Below are 15,370 nucleotides of genomic sequence, written 5' to 3' on the forward strand. Positions count from 1 at the left end.
TATGAGATTATGTCGATACCAGATTGAAAATACGATTTCTTGTGGGTTCTACTCGGAAGACACGATCATCCCACTGAGTGCTGCTGCAGAAATGGCAGGAGTCGACGTGGACGAGCAGGCAGGCCTCATTCCATTCCTCCCGGGAGGCACACAACACGAAACAATATTGACCATCGAACAACAACTGAAGCAATCGATGGATGAAGAACTGTTTCCAATGTCCATTCCGATCGAAGATGTTGAGCTGCTGGTTCCCGTTCCCAATCCGTCCAAACTCCTGCTGCTGGCGGGCAACTACTCCAAACATATCGAAGAGGGGGGCGGCAAAGCAGAGGAACGGCAAAAAACATTTCCCTATGTATTCATGAAACCGCCCACCACAACGCTGACGCATCCCGGACAGCCGGTCAAAATTCCCGCAGTCTCTCCCGATCATATTGACTGGGAACTGGAACTGGGCATCATCATCGGCAAAGCCTGCAAAGGCGTCTCGGAAGCAGAGGCACTCGACTACGTCGCCGGTTATACCGTCATCAATGATATCTCCGATCGAAAATTCCGACCGAATCCGGAACGCACCCAGCGCGAAAAAGATGGCTTCTTTGACTGGTTGCACGGAAAATGGCACGACACGTTTTGTCCGATGGGACCGTGCGTCACTCCTGCCAACGAAATCGAAGATCCGCAGACACTCAAAATGAAACTGGCAGTCAATGGAAATGTAGAACAGGATTCCTCGACAGCAGAAATGATTTTCCCCGTCGCCGCCATCATCGAATTCATTTCCAGCTTTGTGCAGCTTGAACCAGGTGACATCATCTCCACCGGAACCCCCAGTGGTGTTGGCGCTTCGAAGAATAAGTTCCTCAAAAACGGCGATGAACTGCACGCTGAGATTGAACAGATCGGCGTCTTGAAAAATCCGGTCGTCTGAATGTCGTTTCTACATCACGGCACGAAGCATCATGTATCATGAGAGTTACTGGCAGTAGAACGGCTTGATTGTTCTCCTTTCGACCACACCTTTCTCATTTCTACAACAGGTTCTGCGCGCTGGTTTTTAGAACTTGAGAAAAATTTGCTTTTTAAGCCTAATCTGAGACATGATTTATGTCGTTTCACCTTAAATGCTGCGCAAATGGCACATCTGTTGCATTTCTCCTGAGATAAGACAAACGAAAAAATATGGGTTGCTGCTTTCGTTCAATCGGGAATGCAGGCAGACAACACGGTTCTTATCAAGGAGACAAGACCATGAAACGTGCACTGACGATCGCCACGCTGGCGTGTAGTGTTTTACTTGTAGGCGCAATGAATACCAGTGAGGCCAGACCGCGTTACCGAAGTTATCAACGACACTTTGAACGGAATTACCGTCAGGCAAGACGGGATTACCGCAACGCAGGTCGACGTTATAGAAACTACTACAACCGATATTCCAACAGGTATGACAGATACAACCGCCGGTATAACAACTACTATTACCGCGGGAATGGTGCCGGTTTTTATACACCCGGCTTCGGTTTCTATTATGGATGGTAATCCATGTTTTTAATAATTCCGCCTCGATCAGGTTTTAGCTGATCTTGTCGGGCCGGTTCCTGTTCTCAGGAACAAACAAATTGGCACGTTTTCTCAAGTCTCTCATTCATTTGGTTTGGCCCGATCATTTGATTGAGAGGCTTGTTTTTTTATTTCCCCTCCTTCGGCAGTTCCTGCCTGACGTCTCGATTTTCCTGTCCTCAGTTTGATGTCAGTTGATGCGTTTTCGGGACGGTTTTCAGCTCTCGTTGAGCAGACCTGAAAAAGCTTCGCATCTTAAGCTTTTATAACTTAATGAGTTATGTAAATGCTACTTAAAAGGCATCGTTCTGGCACGATTCTCGCGTTTCTTCTCATTACGGCAGACGGATAAGTAGGTGATGAGTGATGGAATCTCAACCGTACTGCAATCGAGTGTCTGACACGAAGCGAGGACGCTTTTCAGTAATAAGCCAGCACTCAGTTTGATTCATTTTTCCAAGGAGAGAAACGATGCAAAGCAAAACAGATGCGGTTGACCAGGCTCAGTCAAAACCGAACAAAAAATCAAAGGCCTTGAAACTGGTTCTCTGTATGGGGCTGGTAATGGGGGGCACCCTGTTGTTAATGCCAACTCAACAGGCCGAGGCAGGTGGCTGCTATTCAGGCTACGGATATGGTGGCTACGGTTATTCCTATCCGAGTTACGGCGGCTATTATAATTCCTATCCCTCATATGGATCGGGTGGCTTCTATTATAGCAGTCCCTCATTCGGGATCGGAATTTACAGTGGCGGCCGCGGATACGGCGGCAGGTACTATGGCGGATACCGAAGCGGCTACAGAAGTGGTCACCGCGGTCACGGCCATCATGGCGGACATCGCGGCCATGGTCATCACGGCCATCACTAAATTCGGCTTCGACTCCGATTTCAATACGGTTTGAAAGTGTTCAGGCTCTGTTCTTCATGAACAGAGCCTTTTTTATTCTGCTTCCGGGAACCAGAGCACTAACCCGGGTGTCTTAAAGAATCAAAGAGAGCCCCTGATCTTAAAAAAAGGGGAGACAATCCAGCCAGAACCGGTTTTCAGGCGATTTGAAACCCGGTTTGAGGCCCCAAATCTGGCCTGGAGCTACGAAAAAGATTCAAATCCTGCTTGCGAAAGGCTTTAAAAGGGAGAACCGCCTCGCTAGAATACCCTTTCCCCATCGGGGATAGGCACCCCTAGCTCAATTGGATAGAGCATCGGTTTACGAAACCGAAGGTTGCAGGTTCGAACCCTGCGGGGTGTACTTCTTATCTCACGCTGAGAAAACCACTTACAACTACAAGGCCTTCGTCACCCCGGCGAAGGCCTTTTGCATTCCCCCCACTTATCCCCCCACTAATGGGAAGTTTCAATTGTCAGGTATTTTCAGATTTGAGTTTGATTTGTTAAGCGATCAAATTTTGGTTTGCTGATTGAAAAACATAATAGTAATCAAACGTAGCTTGATTCGCTCATTTCTCTGTGCACAATCAACTTTTATCTCTACTTCAAGCCCGGGTATCAAATTTACAGATGCAGATTGAACTTGTATGATTATGTCTACTAATTTTTCAGTTATGGTTTTATGAAGAAACAAGGTGGCTGTGATCATGGTAAATTTTTTGCATTTGTCAGATATCCATTTTCGAGAATACAGCAATGATAATTTTGATACTGATGGCGATCTCCGAAATGAAATTGAATTGGATGCAAAAAGGTTTGCAGAAACCCACTTTGTCCCTGACGCGATTCTAGTCAGCGGTGATATTGCATTTAGCGGTCAAGAAGATGAATACTCCATTGCGAAAGACTGGCTTAGTAATTTAGCTAGTCTTGTAAAGTGCGAGGAAACATCTGTCTGGTGTGTGCCTGGAAATCATGATGTTGACCAAAGCGTTATTAAGAAAAGTAAGGTTCTAGAAAGCACACAGGCTGAAGTTCGCAATGTTGCCAACACTCAATCAAATGAATTAGACAGCTATCTGAGATCATTGATAACAGATGAGTTGGCAACCGAATTCTTGTTTAAACCGATAGAACAGTACAATAAATTTGCAGCTACATTTGGTTGTGAAATTCTACCTGAGAAACAGGTGTGGCAGGAAAAGTTTATACTTGACGATGGTTCAGAGTTAAGGCTGAACGGTTTGATGTCTACTCTCTGTTCTAACCATCTTGATAATGAAAAAGGATTTATAGTAGTCGGAGAATATCAAATTCCAGAGAGAGAAGATGGAGTAGTAGACGTGATTATGTGCCACCATCCTCATGATTGGATTCGGTCTTCGACTGGTTTTTTTAATAAAGCAAATTCCAGGGCACATTTACAGCTCTTCGGGCATAAGCATATTCAATCAATGGACAGAATGAATGACTCATTACATCTAGTGGCAGGTGCAGTTCATCCCGACAAACGAGAGTCCAATTGGGTGCCTCGATATAACTGGATTTCGATTTCAATAGAAGTAGATTCTAGTAGAAAATTAAAAATCCGTGTTTATCCGAGAATTTGGTCAGAAGATAAAACACAATTTCAGACGGACCACAACAGATGTGAAGGAAGAGAATTCCTAGATTATGTTTTCGAATTGCCAATGTGGGAACGTCAATTAAGTGAAAATATTGTTGTAGATGTATCTGGAAATCAAGCTAATGATGAAAATGGAATGAGCACATCAATTGACCATGTACCTGAGGGTAAGGCTATGGACCCAGCTCGAACTCTAGCATATCGTTTTTTTGGCCTTTCGCATACACAACGGATTGAAATAGCGATTCGGCTAAAACTTCTGAATGATACTGATGAAGGTATTGAAGACCATGAATTATATAACCGAATTTTTGATCGGGCGAAAACTGGTGATGTATTAAGCCAACTATGGGATGCTATCGAACATGAATATTCGGACGGTAAGCATGATCAAAATCCATTTGATTAACACAAAACATTGAGGAGCATAATGGATATACACTTTGCAGATTGGTTGCGTCTAGCAGATATTGAAGATTGCCAAGGAGATGGCGATAGGCTTCAACTACGTTGGTCAGGATTAGAAAATAGCATTCAAGATATCTCGTCAGATCAAATATTAAACTTAGCATTGCTTTTTTATAGACTGCCGATAGATGATGAAGTTGCAGATGAGTTTGCTGGTTTCTTTAAAGATGAAGATAATACATTTCCAATGATTGATAATCGGCTTTATCTTTCATGTCTAGCTGGAGCAGCTCTTGGAGAAGTGATTCAAAGTCAACCTGAGACTACCGAAGCACGATTGTCTGCACTAGCAGTAATATGCCCAAATTGTATGGGCAAGAATAATATTTCTGCTATTGAAGAGATCGTTAGGCGCTCTTGGAATGCTCTTCACTCTGAAAGTGCATCGCTGCGTGATCTGACGAAACACTCACTTAATCGTTCAAGCGTTCCAAACATCTCAACTAGCTTAAATTCAATTAAAGAGAATTTTGAAGTACAGACGCAGTTACCACAGGCTTACGCACCACTTGACAAGATACTCAATGGTCTTGCTAAGTCGATCAAGCAAACTAATCAAAATAATAAATACTTAAATTCTCAGTTAGAGTTATTTAGAGAAGAATCAGATATCTTATGGTGGCTGACCACAGCAGTCAGTAAAAAACTTTCTGTAGTATTTGAGGATCTTAACTGGCCAGCGACTACAGTTATACTCGGGGTCGAGCTAGCAGAAATGGTAAGAAGGTTTCCCGGCCCGCTTTCCTATAAAGAGCTGTTGGCTAGAGCGATCCAGCTTTCAGGAAAAGAAGAAAATGAAATGATTAAGATTTCGTCCGTAGTGTCAAAATTGGAAAAAGAATTTTCTTCAGAATTAGAGTCTCTCTACTCAGAAAATCCAGCTTTATCTTTATGTCCGTTGATCAAGTCATTGGTTAGGTCAAGAGGAGCTAAGAGGCAAGCAGAGTGGTTGCAACCCTTGAAACAGGAGTTTTCAATTTCTAACACTACTCAATTTAATTGCGTGGATTTTGCAATGCAGATATATTTAGAGACACTTTTGCTTCGTCAATTTAATGCAATTCAAATCGAGGGGGAATAGTTTTGTCTAAGGAGTTAGAGGAAACGCAAGAGGTTGATATAGACGATGGAGTAGAAGCCGAAGATGATTCGTTAATTGATTTTTATAGTGGAGATGCACTTTCAGTTGAAGAAAGTCGGTCAATAAGTATGTCGTCCCGCGTTCAGTTGATTCTTTTGGCAGGGGCTGTGGATTGTGGAAAATCTTCTCTAATTGCAAGTTTATTCCATTGCTTTCAAAATGGCCCGCTAGGGGGGTATTTATTCGCCGGTTCACGAACACTAGTTGGATTTGAACGAAGGTGTCACAAAGCTCGTGTCGCATCAAATCGAGATACACCCACAATGGACCGAACTAGCTTTGGTGAAAAAAGGAAGCTTCTGCATCTCAAAGTTGCCCAAAAATCTAATCCAAGTACACCAAAACATTTGTTTTTCGCTGATGTTTCAGGAGAATCTTTTGAAGATGCAATCAATTCTGTAGATGATTGCGCACAGGTACCGTTGCTCCGTCGCTCAGATCATTTTGTTTTATTGGTTGATGGTAGCAAAATGATTGATTTGGCATTTCGTCAAAATGCAAAGAAAGAAGCATTATTGTTGCTTCAAAGTTGTATTGAATCGAATCGGTTGGGAGAACGTTCGCTGGTAGATGTTATATTCTCTAAGTATGATTTATTTGTGCATGATGATACTGCCTTAAATTTTATTGAATCAATCAAATCAGCAATAAAAGGCCGATTTGGAGATTTATTGGGGCGAATTAGATTTAGCAACATTGCAGCTATTCCGGAAACTGGGACTAAAGCGATTAAGCTCGGATACGGTTTGAATGAAATTTTTCCATCTTGGGTAGAAGATAACCCAGGTTCATACTTTCCAATAGAGCTCTATAATGAAAATCTAGAGGGGTGTTGTGAATTCGACTATTTTGGTCGGAACTATGCTAGACGAGAAAGCGGAATTAATGAATGAGAGACATTCACAACAATTTCTAATTGGGCTTCCAGAATCTGGTAAAACGACTTTTTTGGCAGCCTTATGGCATGTGCTGTTTGAAAAAGATGTAGACGGTAGTTTGCAGTTTGCCAATCTCACTGGAGATAAAACATATCTAAATAATATTTGCAAAGAATGGGTAGGAGTACAGCGTCTTGAACGCACCAAGTTGGGTATGGAATCGACTGCATTGATTCAGCTACGAGACCCAAAGACAGAGCTTTTGACTGATATTTCAATACCTGACTTGTCCGGCGAATCATTTGAGCAACAATGGACAGAAAGATATGCCGAAAAAGGATATTCTGAGATTATTGACCAATCTGAAGGAGGTCTTTTATTCATACATCCTGATATCCGTGAAAGTGAATTGATAACAAACGCATCGCAACTAGCGAATAGAATCAAATCACCTGAGTCCAATGTTGAAGATAATCATAGTAATGAGCCAATAGAATGGGATCCTCATAAATCGCCCACCCAAGTTCAACTTGTTGAATTATTGCAGTTCATATCTGTTTTAAATAGACGAAGCTCGATTCGATTAGCTGTAATAATTTCTGCGTGGGACCGGGTACACGAAAATCAATCCGATCCTGATAAGTGGTTAGGTAAACGAGCCCCTTTATTAATGCAATTTCTCCAAGCAAATTCTGAAAAATTCGAGTGTAAATGCTTTGGCGTTAGCGCTCAGGGGGGAGATATAGAAAAAAACAAGGATGAACTACAATCAATCGAGTCACCCTCGCAACGCATTGAATTGATATCAACAGGGCACAAAAAAACAAATGATATCACATTACCTTTGCGATGGACGATTCGATGGGATTAAGCATAAGAGGCAGCGAAATAATTGCTGACCAAGCTGTGCATGGTTACTCCAATGGGCATCGCCTACTTGCTGCATCCAAATCTTTTGGAAAGCAGGTTGAACGACAAATGAGAATGTTGAGCGACTTGTCTGGTCCGACTATTAGTGAAGGTTTTGAAAAATACTGGACTGCTTACCCCCTCATACAAAATAAATATTTTGCAATTGCAAAAACATGGATAGCAACAGAATTCTCACGTCCAGGGTGTGTATGGACCCATACGCTCATTTTTCGATATACAGACTTACTGAAATTGAATTCCATCGAAGATCTCCTCGATGCTTTTATTCATCCAGAGTCCATGGGTTTAGAGCGTTATGAAGAGCCAGTTTCTATTAGAAGTAGCCACAATAACATTCGTTCTCAACATTTATCTTCCATCTCATTTCAAATTGCAGAAGATTTTTATAAAACTGAGGATCCAGTTTGTGTTCGAGTAAAAAACTCGGAGCTCTTTGAGAGAGACGTATTTGAACTATGGTTATTTCACGCAAGACTTACTGCTAAATTGTTTTCTTTTTGTACCGGTGCGATCAGATTACGTCAAATTGAAAATCAATATCTTGATGTTCAATTATCAACATCAGAGGGTATAAGAGATGCAATACGATCACATTCTCAAGTTAAAATTTGTGATATTTCTACATCCCTTACCACTGATAAAAAGGAGAAGAAGGAGGAGGAAGGCTTTGCCTTTGTGTCTAAATATTTAAGTTCTGACTCAAGAGCAGAAATTGGTCAATTATATTCTGTTGCGAAAAATATTGCAGATGCGGAGTCTGGAGGAATTCCTATCTCAAATGTTGCTGAAAAGATTGCATCTAATTGGCCCAGTTCGAAAGAAGCACAAGGTATAAAGACAAGCGTATTTGGATCATCAGAAGTCCGAGAGTATTTTCTCAAAAACGACGAACTAGTAATTGTTGAATCAATAATTTCTCCCAAGGTCAGCCATGCATTTGATTTAAAAGAACTAAAAGTCGCAAATACATTAAAAGGAGCTAGTGTTACAAGAAGTCAAGAAGTATGCCGACTTCTATCGCGAGGAATTACAAAGAACAAGAAGGACTTTGTTTCCGTAGCATTAGATACTATTGTTTTATTGAGAGAACGAGTAAGCACTGATATTCTGGAAAAACTGTCTGAGAATGAGATATGCCAATTAATTAAACTGCGTCCCGATTACCTAATATGTAAAAAAGTCTGGGAATTGGCAGATAGACAAAAGCTCAACAAAATTCTAGAAACTGCAAATATCGAAGCAACTTGGGTGAATAGCTTAATTGAAACTACTATTGAAATTTCAGAGTTCGAAGCGATATCTCATATAATAAGTACCAATCCTGAATTGGGTATCCGAGCAATCCTAGATAAGGGTAATCAGGATACAAGGCTGGCTAGTCGGATAATGTCGATGCTTAGTAGTCGATCTGATCTGGTTTGCGAGTGGCTCGACAAAGAGAAAAGTATTTCAGTCGAATTTCTCGGTAGCTTATTTTTGAATTTAGATCCAGCTAGTGAGGCATTTCTGCATTGTAGTTCGTCCTCTTTGGAAAATATCTCAAACTTTGATCGCAATAATAGTAGTGACTTAAACCAGTTCCTTGATGCATTTCTTTTCTCTATTGCGCTCACGCATTCTGAGAAAGAATTGTCCTGCATGGTTTCACGACAGTTCCCATCCTTATATTCTTCTGTTTGTAGGTCTAGTCTCGCGAGACAGGCGTGGAGTTTGTTGGATCGCTTTTTGCCACGTGGCTTTTTTTGGAGCCCAGCAAAAAGATTTCGCATAGGACTCGTGTCTGTATTCATAAATAACGAATGGCCTGTCAATGACTTTTTACGTGCGATTCCAGATGAACAATTTGTTACTGATGTGTGCGGAATGTGGGGATGGGATGAGAAAGAAATGGAGTTTCTGACGAATGTAGTCAGTTATGCATTGGAGAGTGGTCAAGACATCATTTCGCGGAAAATATACAAGAGGTTTCGAAAGTACTCTAAATACTTTATTTGATCGAAGATATGTTATACGCCTTTCTACAATGCCAAGATCTAAAAAATGAGTAGCTATGATAAATAAAATCTAGCTGTCTCCCAAAATAGGTTCGGCTGACAAATAAACGTCACATTAATCGAATAAATCTGTGTGAACTTAGGAGAAAATCTCCAATGAATGATCTCGAACTAACAAATGATGAACTTCGGCAGATTGTCCACTATGCCGAAACAGCTCAGAGTGATCAATCTTCTGACCCTAAACTTCTCGCCCTCGCGCTTCAGGTAGTCGCACTTTGCATGTTACGATTGCAATCAGGTGATCCACCGTTAACCGGACCGGGAGTAGATAGATGGTATGACGAAATATTCGGCTTTGATATGCGCCCTATTGCTGCGCGACTTGATCCCGCTGTGCAGAAGCTACGGGCTGCTAAAATCATTAAATAAAAAATAGAGTTGAATGATGAAGTGAAGGCGTCTTTGAGTATTGGTAAGAATGGTGAAGGCAAAGACGAAGTGCTGTGCATGGATTCTAAGCTACGGTCAAGAGTGCAATTCATTCCTGAATGATTTGTCGCTCACATTGAATTTAGTATAAGCTTTAGCTTCTGTATCTCTTCAGGGGAAAGTAGAGACTTTGTTTCTGTGGGTTCATTTTTGGAGCCCTTACTCTCGAGCTTCTCGTGGATTTCACCTGCAGCAGCCTGAGCCGCCTTAGTCGCACCATAAAACTTCTCCGTCGTCGAAAAATCTCGGTGCCGTAAAATGACTTTGAGGGTTTCTGCCGAGATTCCGGCGTTGATCAGCCGGTGAGCACAGCCCCGTCTCAGATCGTGGGCAGTGGCATACTTCAGACGGCGTCCCGTTTCTTCATCTGGCTGCTGAACGATAATCCTGGCTTGCTCTCCAATCTGAGCAATGATTCGGCTGACTCGGTCCGTTGACAGCCGTTTCTCCGTTCTCTGAGCCTGTCTGCTGGATAGTTTCTCAGCCCGTTTTCTGAGTTTTGCAATAGCATCGGAAGTAATTTCCCCCTGATGTTGATTGAATTCGACCTTGCGTTTGATCTTCGCTTTGCCAAGCCAGTTTCGAATGGTGGTATCAGAAACCCCACAGGCTCGGCCGATGGCAGTATTGCTGTACTGTTCTGCCAGCCTGGCAAGATCCCGGTTAGTTGGTCTGAACCATTCACTATGAGTTTCGATCTAACACTTCAGGAGTCATTCTGATCATATTTTTCCATTTTGCTATGAAATCGCTAATACGTCTGTCTTTCAAACATACACACCGAGTCCGCGAATAAGGGCTGTATAGATTACTGCCTGGCATTCATCGAGTTTAGCGAACTAATTCGAGTCCAAACGACGAGAGGTGTTTCGGATGACTTTCGCCGCTGATCAATCGCGGCTACATCTTGCTGAAATGAATTGACAATTATATGTGGCCACCCTTCACTAATTACTCATTTCGAAAACAGTCTGAGTGCGATTCACCTAATGATTTGCATCACAAGTCTTCTTCCACGAGTTGTTTGTTGTCAAGAATCAGATCGGTCCGACAATTAAATTGTGTCATGACGCCACAAAAGGAACGCTCTTGTGAGACCTGTTGTCACAACTAACTGTTTTCGACGCATTTTGTTGACAGTTTCACCCTATAACCTACTCTTCCTATACACTCGTCTGACTGACTAGAGGTTGTCTCATAACGTCAAAAAAAGTGAACGGTTTGGCGCGTCTTTTGCATGAAGTGTTCTCCTGAAAGGAGAATTTCTTATGTATATGACGCTGGTCTGGTGGCCCAAACGAAAACGGGTTTCCACAAAAACAGCGTCCAGGACGGAACGCCCGGTCGTTTTGACCGATAAACAATGGTCTTTAGTCGCAAAACTGTTTCCCTGGACTCCCCCTTCCAAAAAGGGAGGACGTCCAAAAGCCCATCCACGAGATTGCCTGGAAGGCATTCTCTGGATTTTGGTGACAGGAGCACGATGGAAAGATTTACCAAGAGAGTATCCCTCAAAAGCGACGTGCCATCGACGTTTCCAGCAATGGACGATCGAAGGGCGGCTCTTATCTGCCTGGCAAATCATCTTGGAACGAATGGATGATGCTGGCCAGATTGATTTCTCGGAAACCTTTGCTGATGGCACTTTTGCCTCGGCAAAAAAAGGGGTAGAAGAGTTGGCCCGACTCGTCGTGGCAAAGGCACAAAGGTCATGATTTTTGTCGATCGTCACGGGACACCTGTGGCGATCGACACAGAATCGGCCCGTCGTAGCGAAGTCAAGCTGATCGAACCGCTGCTTGAAAAAATCACATTGCAAAATCGACAACCCGAGCGACTTGTTTATGACAAAGCCGCCGATTCGGACTCGTTGCGCAAACGGCTGATGGAAAAGAATATCGATCTGATCTGCCCGCATCGAAAATCGAGAGTCAAACCGCCGACGCAAGATGGTCGAAAGCTTCCACGCTTCAAACGACGTTGGATTGTGGAACGCAGTATTGCCTGGCTCCACAACTATCGTCGCATTGTCACGCGCTGGGAATATCACGATTACCTCTACGAAAGCTTTGTAATTCTTGGGTGTTTATTTACACTATTAAAAAGGTTTTGAGATGCCCTCTAGTTTCAAATGTGAGAGTACAAATGAAGAAACACAACAATGAAAGAATTGTTGACAACCGACAGTTCCCAACAATCGAAGAAATCGATCTTTTGAATACGATCCGATTGATACAGTCGCAGTTTACTTCTGATGAGCCACCACTCAAGTTTTACGACAAGCTGCTTTCGCATCTTATTAAATCAAGTCAAAGTTCATATGGTTTCATCGGAGATCTTCTTTACACAAATGCAGGCGATCCGTATTTCAAGATGCGGGCCGTCTCCAACATTGCCTGGAACCAGAAATCTCTTGAGTATTTTGTAGAACATTCGCCAAACGGTCTTGATTTTTTCAATCTCAAGAATCTGTTTGGTGCAGTACTCACGTCTGGCAAGTATGTACTGACAAACGACACGGCGAATGACGTGCGTAGCGGAGGCCTGCCTCTCGGTCACCCGTTGATCGAGTCGTTTCTAGGAATGCCTCTGTTTCACGATGGCAATCTGATTGGTATGGTTGGCATGGCAAATCGTACTGGTGGATATGACGAATCGCTGGCGAAGAATCTGGAGCCACTGTTTACCACTTTCTCGACCATCATCGCTGCGTACTGGAATGCTCGAAAATATAGGGAGTCAGAGAAGAAATATCGAGGGCTGCTGGAGTGCGCTCCTGATGCATTGGTGATTTGCAACCAGGATGGAAATATAATCCTAACGAATACACAGGCGACACATATATTTGGTTACTCACAAGAAGAATTGATTGGGGAGCCTGTCGAAGTTCTCATTCCTGAAGATATTCGTGCCATCCACAAGAAAAAACATGTTGGGTATTTCTCGAACCCCAAGGTACGCCCCATGGGAAAATCGGCGGATCTCTACGGGTTACGGAAAGATGGTAGTCGGTTTCCCATTGAGGTCAACCTAGGGCCTCTGCGGACAGACTCTGGAGTGCTCGTCACCGCCTCCATTCGCGATGTTAGTGAGCGTAAGCGTGCAGAAGAAGAAATAATACTCTTTCGGACAGCCCTGGATTGTTCGGCCGATGCCGTCTTTCTTATCGACCGGAATAAGATGCGATTCATTGATATGAACGCAACCGCCTGTGCGAGTGTGGGCTACTCTCGTGAGGAACTACTCACCATGGGGCCAGGGGACATCAAAACTAATATCACCTGTGATGAGTTGGCGCTTCAGTTCGACAAAGTGATTTCCTCGAAACAAGAGAAAAAGGGGGTGATTGAAACTGTGCACCGCCGCAAAGATGGCTCAGATTTCCCCGTCGAAATACTTTTCCAGGCCTTGGATTCCTCAACTGATAAACCGATTCTGATTGCGACGGCTCGTGATATCACCGATCGTAAGCGCGCAGAGCGACTGAAGGATGGTCAGAATGAAATAATCCATCAGATTTACTCTGGCAATTCGTTACTCAGCGTGCTCACGCTTCTGTGCCAGATTGTGGAGGAACAAGTTTCTGAGATACGGTGTTCGGTCATGTTGATTGATGAAGATACTGGACGATTGCAAGTCTGTGCTGCTCCAAACCTTTCAGAGAAGCTGCAACGTGCGCTCAACAATCTTGAGGTTAAACCCTGCGCGGGAACAAATTTTACCTCAACTGACGTTCGAGAAACCGTGGTTGTGAATGATCTCACGAGCGCCCCACTTTGGGGTGATTTCCACAGCCTGGCGCTGGCGGATGGGCTGAGGGCCTACTGGTCTCAACCGATTATTGAATCAGAGGGCAAGGTGCTGGGAGCTTTTTGCATGTTCTGCGAGGAGCCACGTGGTCCTCTCACTGGCGAAGCGACGTTGCTAGAATCGTCGGCACAAATGGCTGGCGTCGCCATTGAACGTAAGCAGTTGGAGCAAAAGCTACGACATGATGCCTTGCATGATCCTCTGACAGATTTGCCTAACCGAGCATTGTTCGTCAAGCAACTTGAGCTGGCAATCCAGCGATATAAGAGAAACAATGATTATTCGATTGCAGTTCTGTTTCTTGACTTGGATCGCTTCAAGACCATCAATGACAGCCTGGGGCATCTGACTGGAGACAATCTGCTGGTGCAGACGGCTCAAAGGTTACAGAAAGCGATACGAGAAACAGATATCGTAGCGCGTCTTGGTGGAGACGAGTTTGCCGTGCTGGCTGAGCATATTACTGATGTCAATGATGTGATTCTAATTGCCGAGCGTATTCATGAAGCTTTGCAGCAACCGTTCAATTTGGAAGGTGAAGAGGTCTTTACGAGCACCAGTATCGGAATTGCCGTGAGTACTGTTGAACACCATAGCGCGGACGATATCCTGCGTGACGCTGACACGGCCATGTATCGAGCCAAGTCGCAAGGGGATTCACGCTTCGAGCTGTTCACCTCCGAGATGTCCACCAATTCTAAAATAACCCTGACATTAGAAAATCAACTGAGACAAGCCCTCAATCGCCAAGAATTTCGGGTATTCTATCAGCCTATTATATCGCTGACGACGATGACGATTATCGGTTTCGAAGCTCTGCTGCGTTGGGAGCATCCAGAGCGTGGGATCATACCACCATCGGAATTCCTCGACGTAGCGGAAAAATGTGGATTGATGATCCCGGTTGGCTGGTGGGTAATGCAGACAGCATGCGGCCAACTGTGTGAATGGCAGAATCAATTTCCTACTGCCACGGCACTGACTCTCAACGTGAATTTCTCACCCAGACAAATTATACAGCCTAACGTTATCGAAAAAACTCTTCGAATTATTGACGAGACCGGCATCAAGGCAGACAACCTGTACCTGGAAATCACGGAACACGCTGCCATTGAAAATACCGCACTAACATTAGCTGTTTTGACAGAGTTGCATGAGCAAGGGGTTCGCCTGGTAATAGATGATTTCGGAACGGGCTATTCGTCTCTGAGTCACCTCCAGTTGTTTCCCTTTAGCTCTCTGAAGGTTGACCGTTCATTTATCAGCGGTACCGACCTACACAAGCGGAACTCGCACATTGTACACACTACTATTGACCTGGCCCACAATCTGGGGATGACCGTCGTTGCTGAAGGCGTGGAAACGAAAGACCAAATGTCACGACTCATAGCTCTTGGGTGTGATTTTATGCAGGGTTACTTTATTGCGAAGCCTTTGCCACCTGACAAGGTGCACACATTATTGCTTAACGAATCACAAATTGATCAACATGAATTGATGGCTACTGCAACTCTGTCGAATCTTTGATGCTCTTGGAATGTCTGGAATTCTCGATGAAGTATTTGAAGGCCAG

At 43.7% G+C, this 15,370-nt stretch carries 13 protein-coding genes and 1 tRNA gene; 13 read left to right on the forward strand and 1 reads right to left on the reverse strand.

Features of this window, described 5'->3' with window-relative positions:
• The first annotated feature begins 1 nt into the window (after position 1).
• The 10 genes from Pan241w_RS25175 to Pan241w_RS25220 all read left to right on the forward strand — a co-directional run bounded on the left by Pan241w_RS25175 (position 2) and on the right by Pan241w_RS25220 (position 9,927).
• Positions 2-934, forward strand: a complete 933-nt coding sequence (locus tag Pan241w_RS25175) for a fumarylacetoacetate hydrolase family protein (protein WP_145221278.1) — start codon at positions 2-4, stop codon at positions 932-934.
• 320 nt (positions 935-1,254) lie between these two features.
• The gene (locus tag Pan241w_RS25180; RefSeq protein WP_145221283.1) at positions 1,255-1,542 is read left to right on the forward strand and encodes a hypothetical protein; all 288 of its coding nucleotides are present in this window, start codon (positions 1,255-1,257) and stop codon (positions 1,540-1,542) included.
• Between the two features lie 492 nt (positions 1,543-2,034).
• Complete coding sequence (locus tag Pan241w_RS25185; RefSeq protein WP_198000144.1) at positions 2,035-2,433, forward strand: hypothetical protein; 399 nt, start codon at positions 2,035-2,037, stop codon at positions 2,431-2,433.
• Positions 2,434-2,741: 308 nt separating this feature from the next.
• A tRNA-Arg gene (locus Pan241w_RS25190) sits at positions 2,742-2,815 on the forward strand.
• A gap of 346 nt (positions 2,816-3,161) precedes the next feature.
• On the forward strand, positions 3,162-4,490 hold the full coding sequence (locus tag Pan241w_RS25195; protein WP_145221286.1) for a metallophosphoesterase: 1,329 nt from the start codon (positions 3,162-3,164) through the stop codon (positions 4,488-4,490).
• A gap of 21 nt (positions 4,491-4,511) precedes the next feature.
• Positions 4,512-5,630, forward strand: a complete 1,119-nt coding sequence (locus Pan241w_RS25200; RefSeq protein ID WP_145221289.1) for a GTPase-associated system all-helical protein GASH — start codon at positions 4,512-4,514, stop codon at positions 5,628-5,630.
• Positions 5,631-5,632: 2 nt separating this feature from the next.
• The gene (locus Pan241w_RS25205) at positions 5,633-6,583 is read left to right on the forward strand and encodes a TRAFAC clade GTPase domain-containing protein (protein ID WP_145221292.1); all 951 of its coding nucleotides are present in this window, start codon (positions 5,633-5,635) and stop codon (positions 6,581-6,583) included.
• Positions 6,576-7,439 (forward strand): TRAFAC clade GTPase domain-containing protein, encoded by an 864-nt coding sequence (locus Pan241w_RS25210; RefSeq protein WP_145114298.1) that lies wholly within the window; start codon positions 6,576-6,578, stop codon positions 7,437-7,439. Before Pan241w_RS25205 ends, Pan241w_RS25210 begins: the two co-directional genes overlap by 8 nt.
• A complete protein-coding gene (locus Pan241w_RS25215) occupies positions 7,430-9,496 on the forward strand; it encodes a GAP1-N1 domain-containing protein (protein ID WP_145221295.1) in 2,067 nt (688 codons plus the stop codon). The genes Pan241w_RS25210 and Pan241w_RS25215 overlap by 10 nt, the downstream gene beginning before the upstream one ends.
• 155 nt (positions 9,497-9,651) lie before the next feature.
• Positions 9,652-9,927, forward strand: coding sequence for a hypothetical protein (locus Pan241w_RS25220; protein ID WP_145221298.1), 276 nt, complete (start codon positions 9,652-9,654; stop codon positions 9,925-9,927).
• 131 nt (positions 9,928-10,058) lie between these two features.
• On the opposite strand, the gene Pan241w_RS30050 is transcribed toward Pan241w_RS25220, so the two are convergent.
• Positions 10,059-10,685 carry a tyrosine-type recombinase/integrase gene (locus Pan241w_RS30050; protein ID WP_145223513.1) on the reverse strand — a complete coding sequence of 209 codons (627 nt, stop codon included), beginning with the start codon at positions 10,683-10,685 and terminating at the stop codon, positions 10,059-10,061.
• A 570-nt stretch (positions 10,686-11,255) separates the two neighbouring features.
• Here Pan241w_RS30050 and Pan241w_RS25230 point away from each other — a divergent pair.
• The 3 genes from Pan241w_RS25230 to Pan241w_RS25240 are packed head-to-tail and all read left to right on the forward strand — an operon-like array spanning position 11,256 to position 15,324.
• Complete coding sequence (locus Pan241w_RS25230) at positions 11,256-11,702, forward strand: transposase (RefSeq protein WP_145209666.1); 447 nt, start codon at positions 11,256-11,258, stop codon at positions 11,700-11,702.
• The gene (locus tag Pan241w_RS25235) at positions 11,699-12,100 is read left to right on the forward strand and encodes a transposase (RefSeq protein WP_145209663.1); all 402 of its coding nucleotides are present in this window, start codon (positions 11,699-11,701) and stop codon (positions 12,098-12,100) included. Before Pan241w_RS25230 ends, Pan241w_RS25235 begins: the two co-directional genes overlap by 4 nt.
• A gap of 32 nt (positions 12,101-12,132) precedes the next feature.
• A complete protein-coding gene (locus tag Pan241w_RS25240) occupies positions 12,133-15,324 on the forward strand; it encodes a bifunctional diguanylate cyclase/phosphodiesterase (protein ID WP_145221301.1) in 3,192 nt (1,063 codons plus the stop codon).
• The last annotated feature ends 46 nt before the right edge of the window (positions 15,325-15,370 follow it).

Source organism: Gimesia alba, from assembly GCF_007744675.1.
Lineage (GTDB): Bacteria > Planctomycetota > Planctomycetia > Planctomycetales > Planctomycetaceae > Gimesia > Gimesia alba.

What these genes read in the sequence shown, in the direction of transcription:
- Pan241w_RS25175 (WP_145221278.1), top strand. Translation starts at nt 2, where the DNA reads ATGAGATTATGTCGATACCAGATTGAAAATACGATTTCTTGTGGGTTC.
- Pan241w_RS25215 (WP_145221295.1), top strand. Translation starts at nt 7,430, where the DNA reads ATGGGATTAAGCATAAGAGGCAGCGAAATAATTGCTGACCAAGCTGTG.
- Pan241w_RS25210 (WP_145114298.1), top strand. Translation starts at nt 6,576, where the DNA reads ATGAATGAGAGACATTCACAACAATTTCTAATTGGGCTTCCAGAATCT.
- Pan241w_RS25240 (WP_145221301.1), top strand. Translation starts at nt 12,133, where the DNA reads ATGAAGAAACACAACAATGAAAGAATTGTTGACAACCGACAGTTCCCA.
- Pan241w_RS25180 (WP_145221283.1), top strand. Translation starts at nt 1,255, where the DNA reads ATGAAACGTGCACTGACGATCGCCACGCTGGCGTGTAGTGTTTTACTT.
- Pan241w_RS25195 (WP_145221286.1), top strand. Translation starts at nt 3,162, where the DNA reads ATGGTAAATTTTTTGCATTTGTCAGATATCCATTTTCGAGAATACAGC.
- Pan241w_RS25235 (WP_145209663.1), top strand. Translation starts at nt 11,699, where the DNA reads ATGATTTTTGTCGATCGTCACGGGACACCTGTGGCGATCGACACAGAA.
- Pan241w_RS25230 (WP_145209666.1), top strand. Translation starts at nt 11,256, where the DNA reads ATGTATATGACGCTGGTCTGGTGGCCCAAACGAAAACGGGTTTCCACA.
- Pan241w_RS25220 (WP_145221298.1), top strand. Translation starts at nt 9,652, where the DNA reads ATGAATGATCTCGAACTAACAAATGATGAACTTCGGCAGATTGTCCAC.
- Pan241w_RS25200 (WP_145221289.1), top strand. Translation starts at nt 4,512, where the DNA reads ATGGATATACACTTTGCAGATTGGTTGCGTCTAGCAGATATTGAAGAT.
- Pan241w_RS25185 (WP_198000144.1), top strand. Translation starts at nt 2,035, where the DNA reads ATGCAAAGCAAAACAGATGCGGTTGACCAGGCTCAGTCAAAACCGAAC.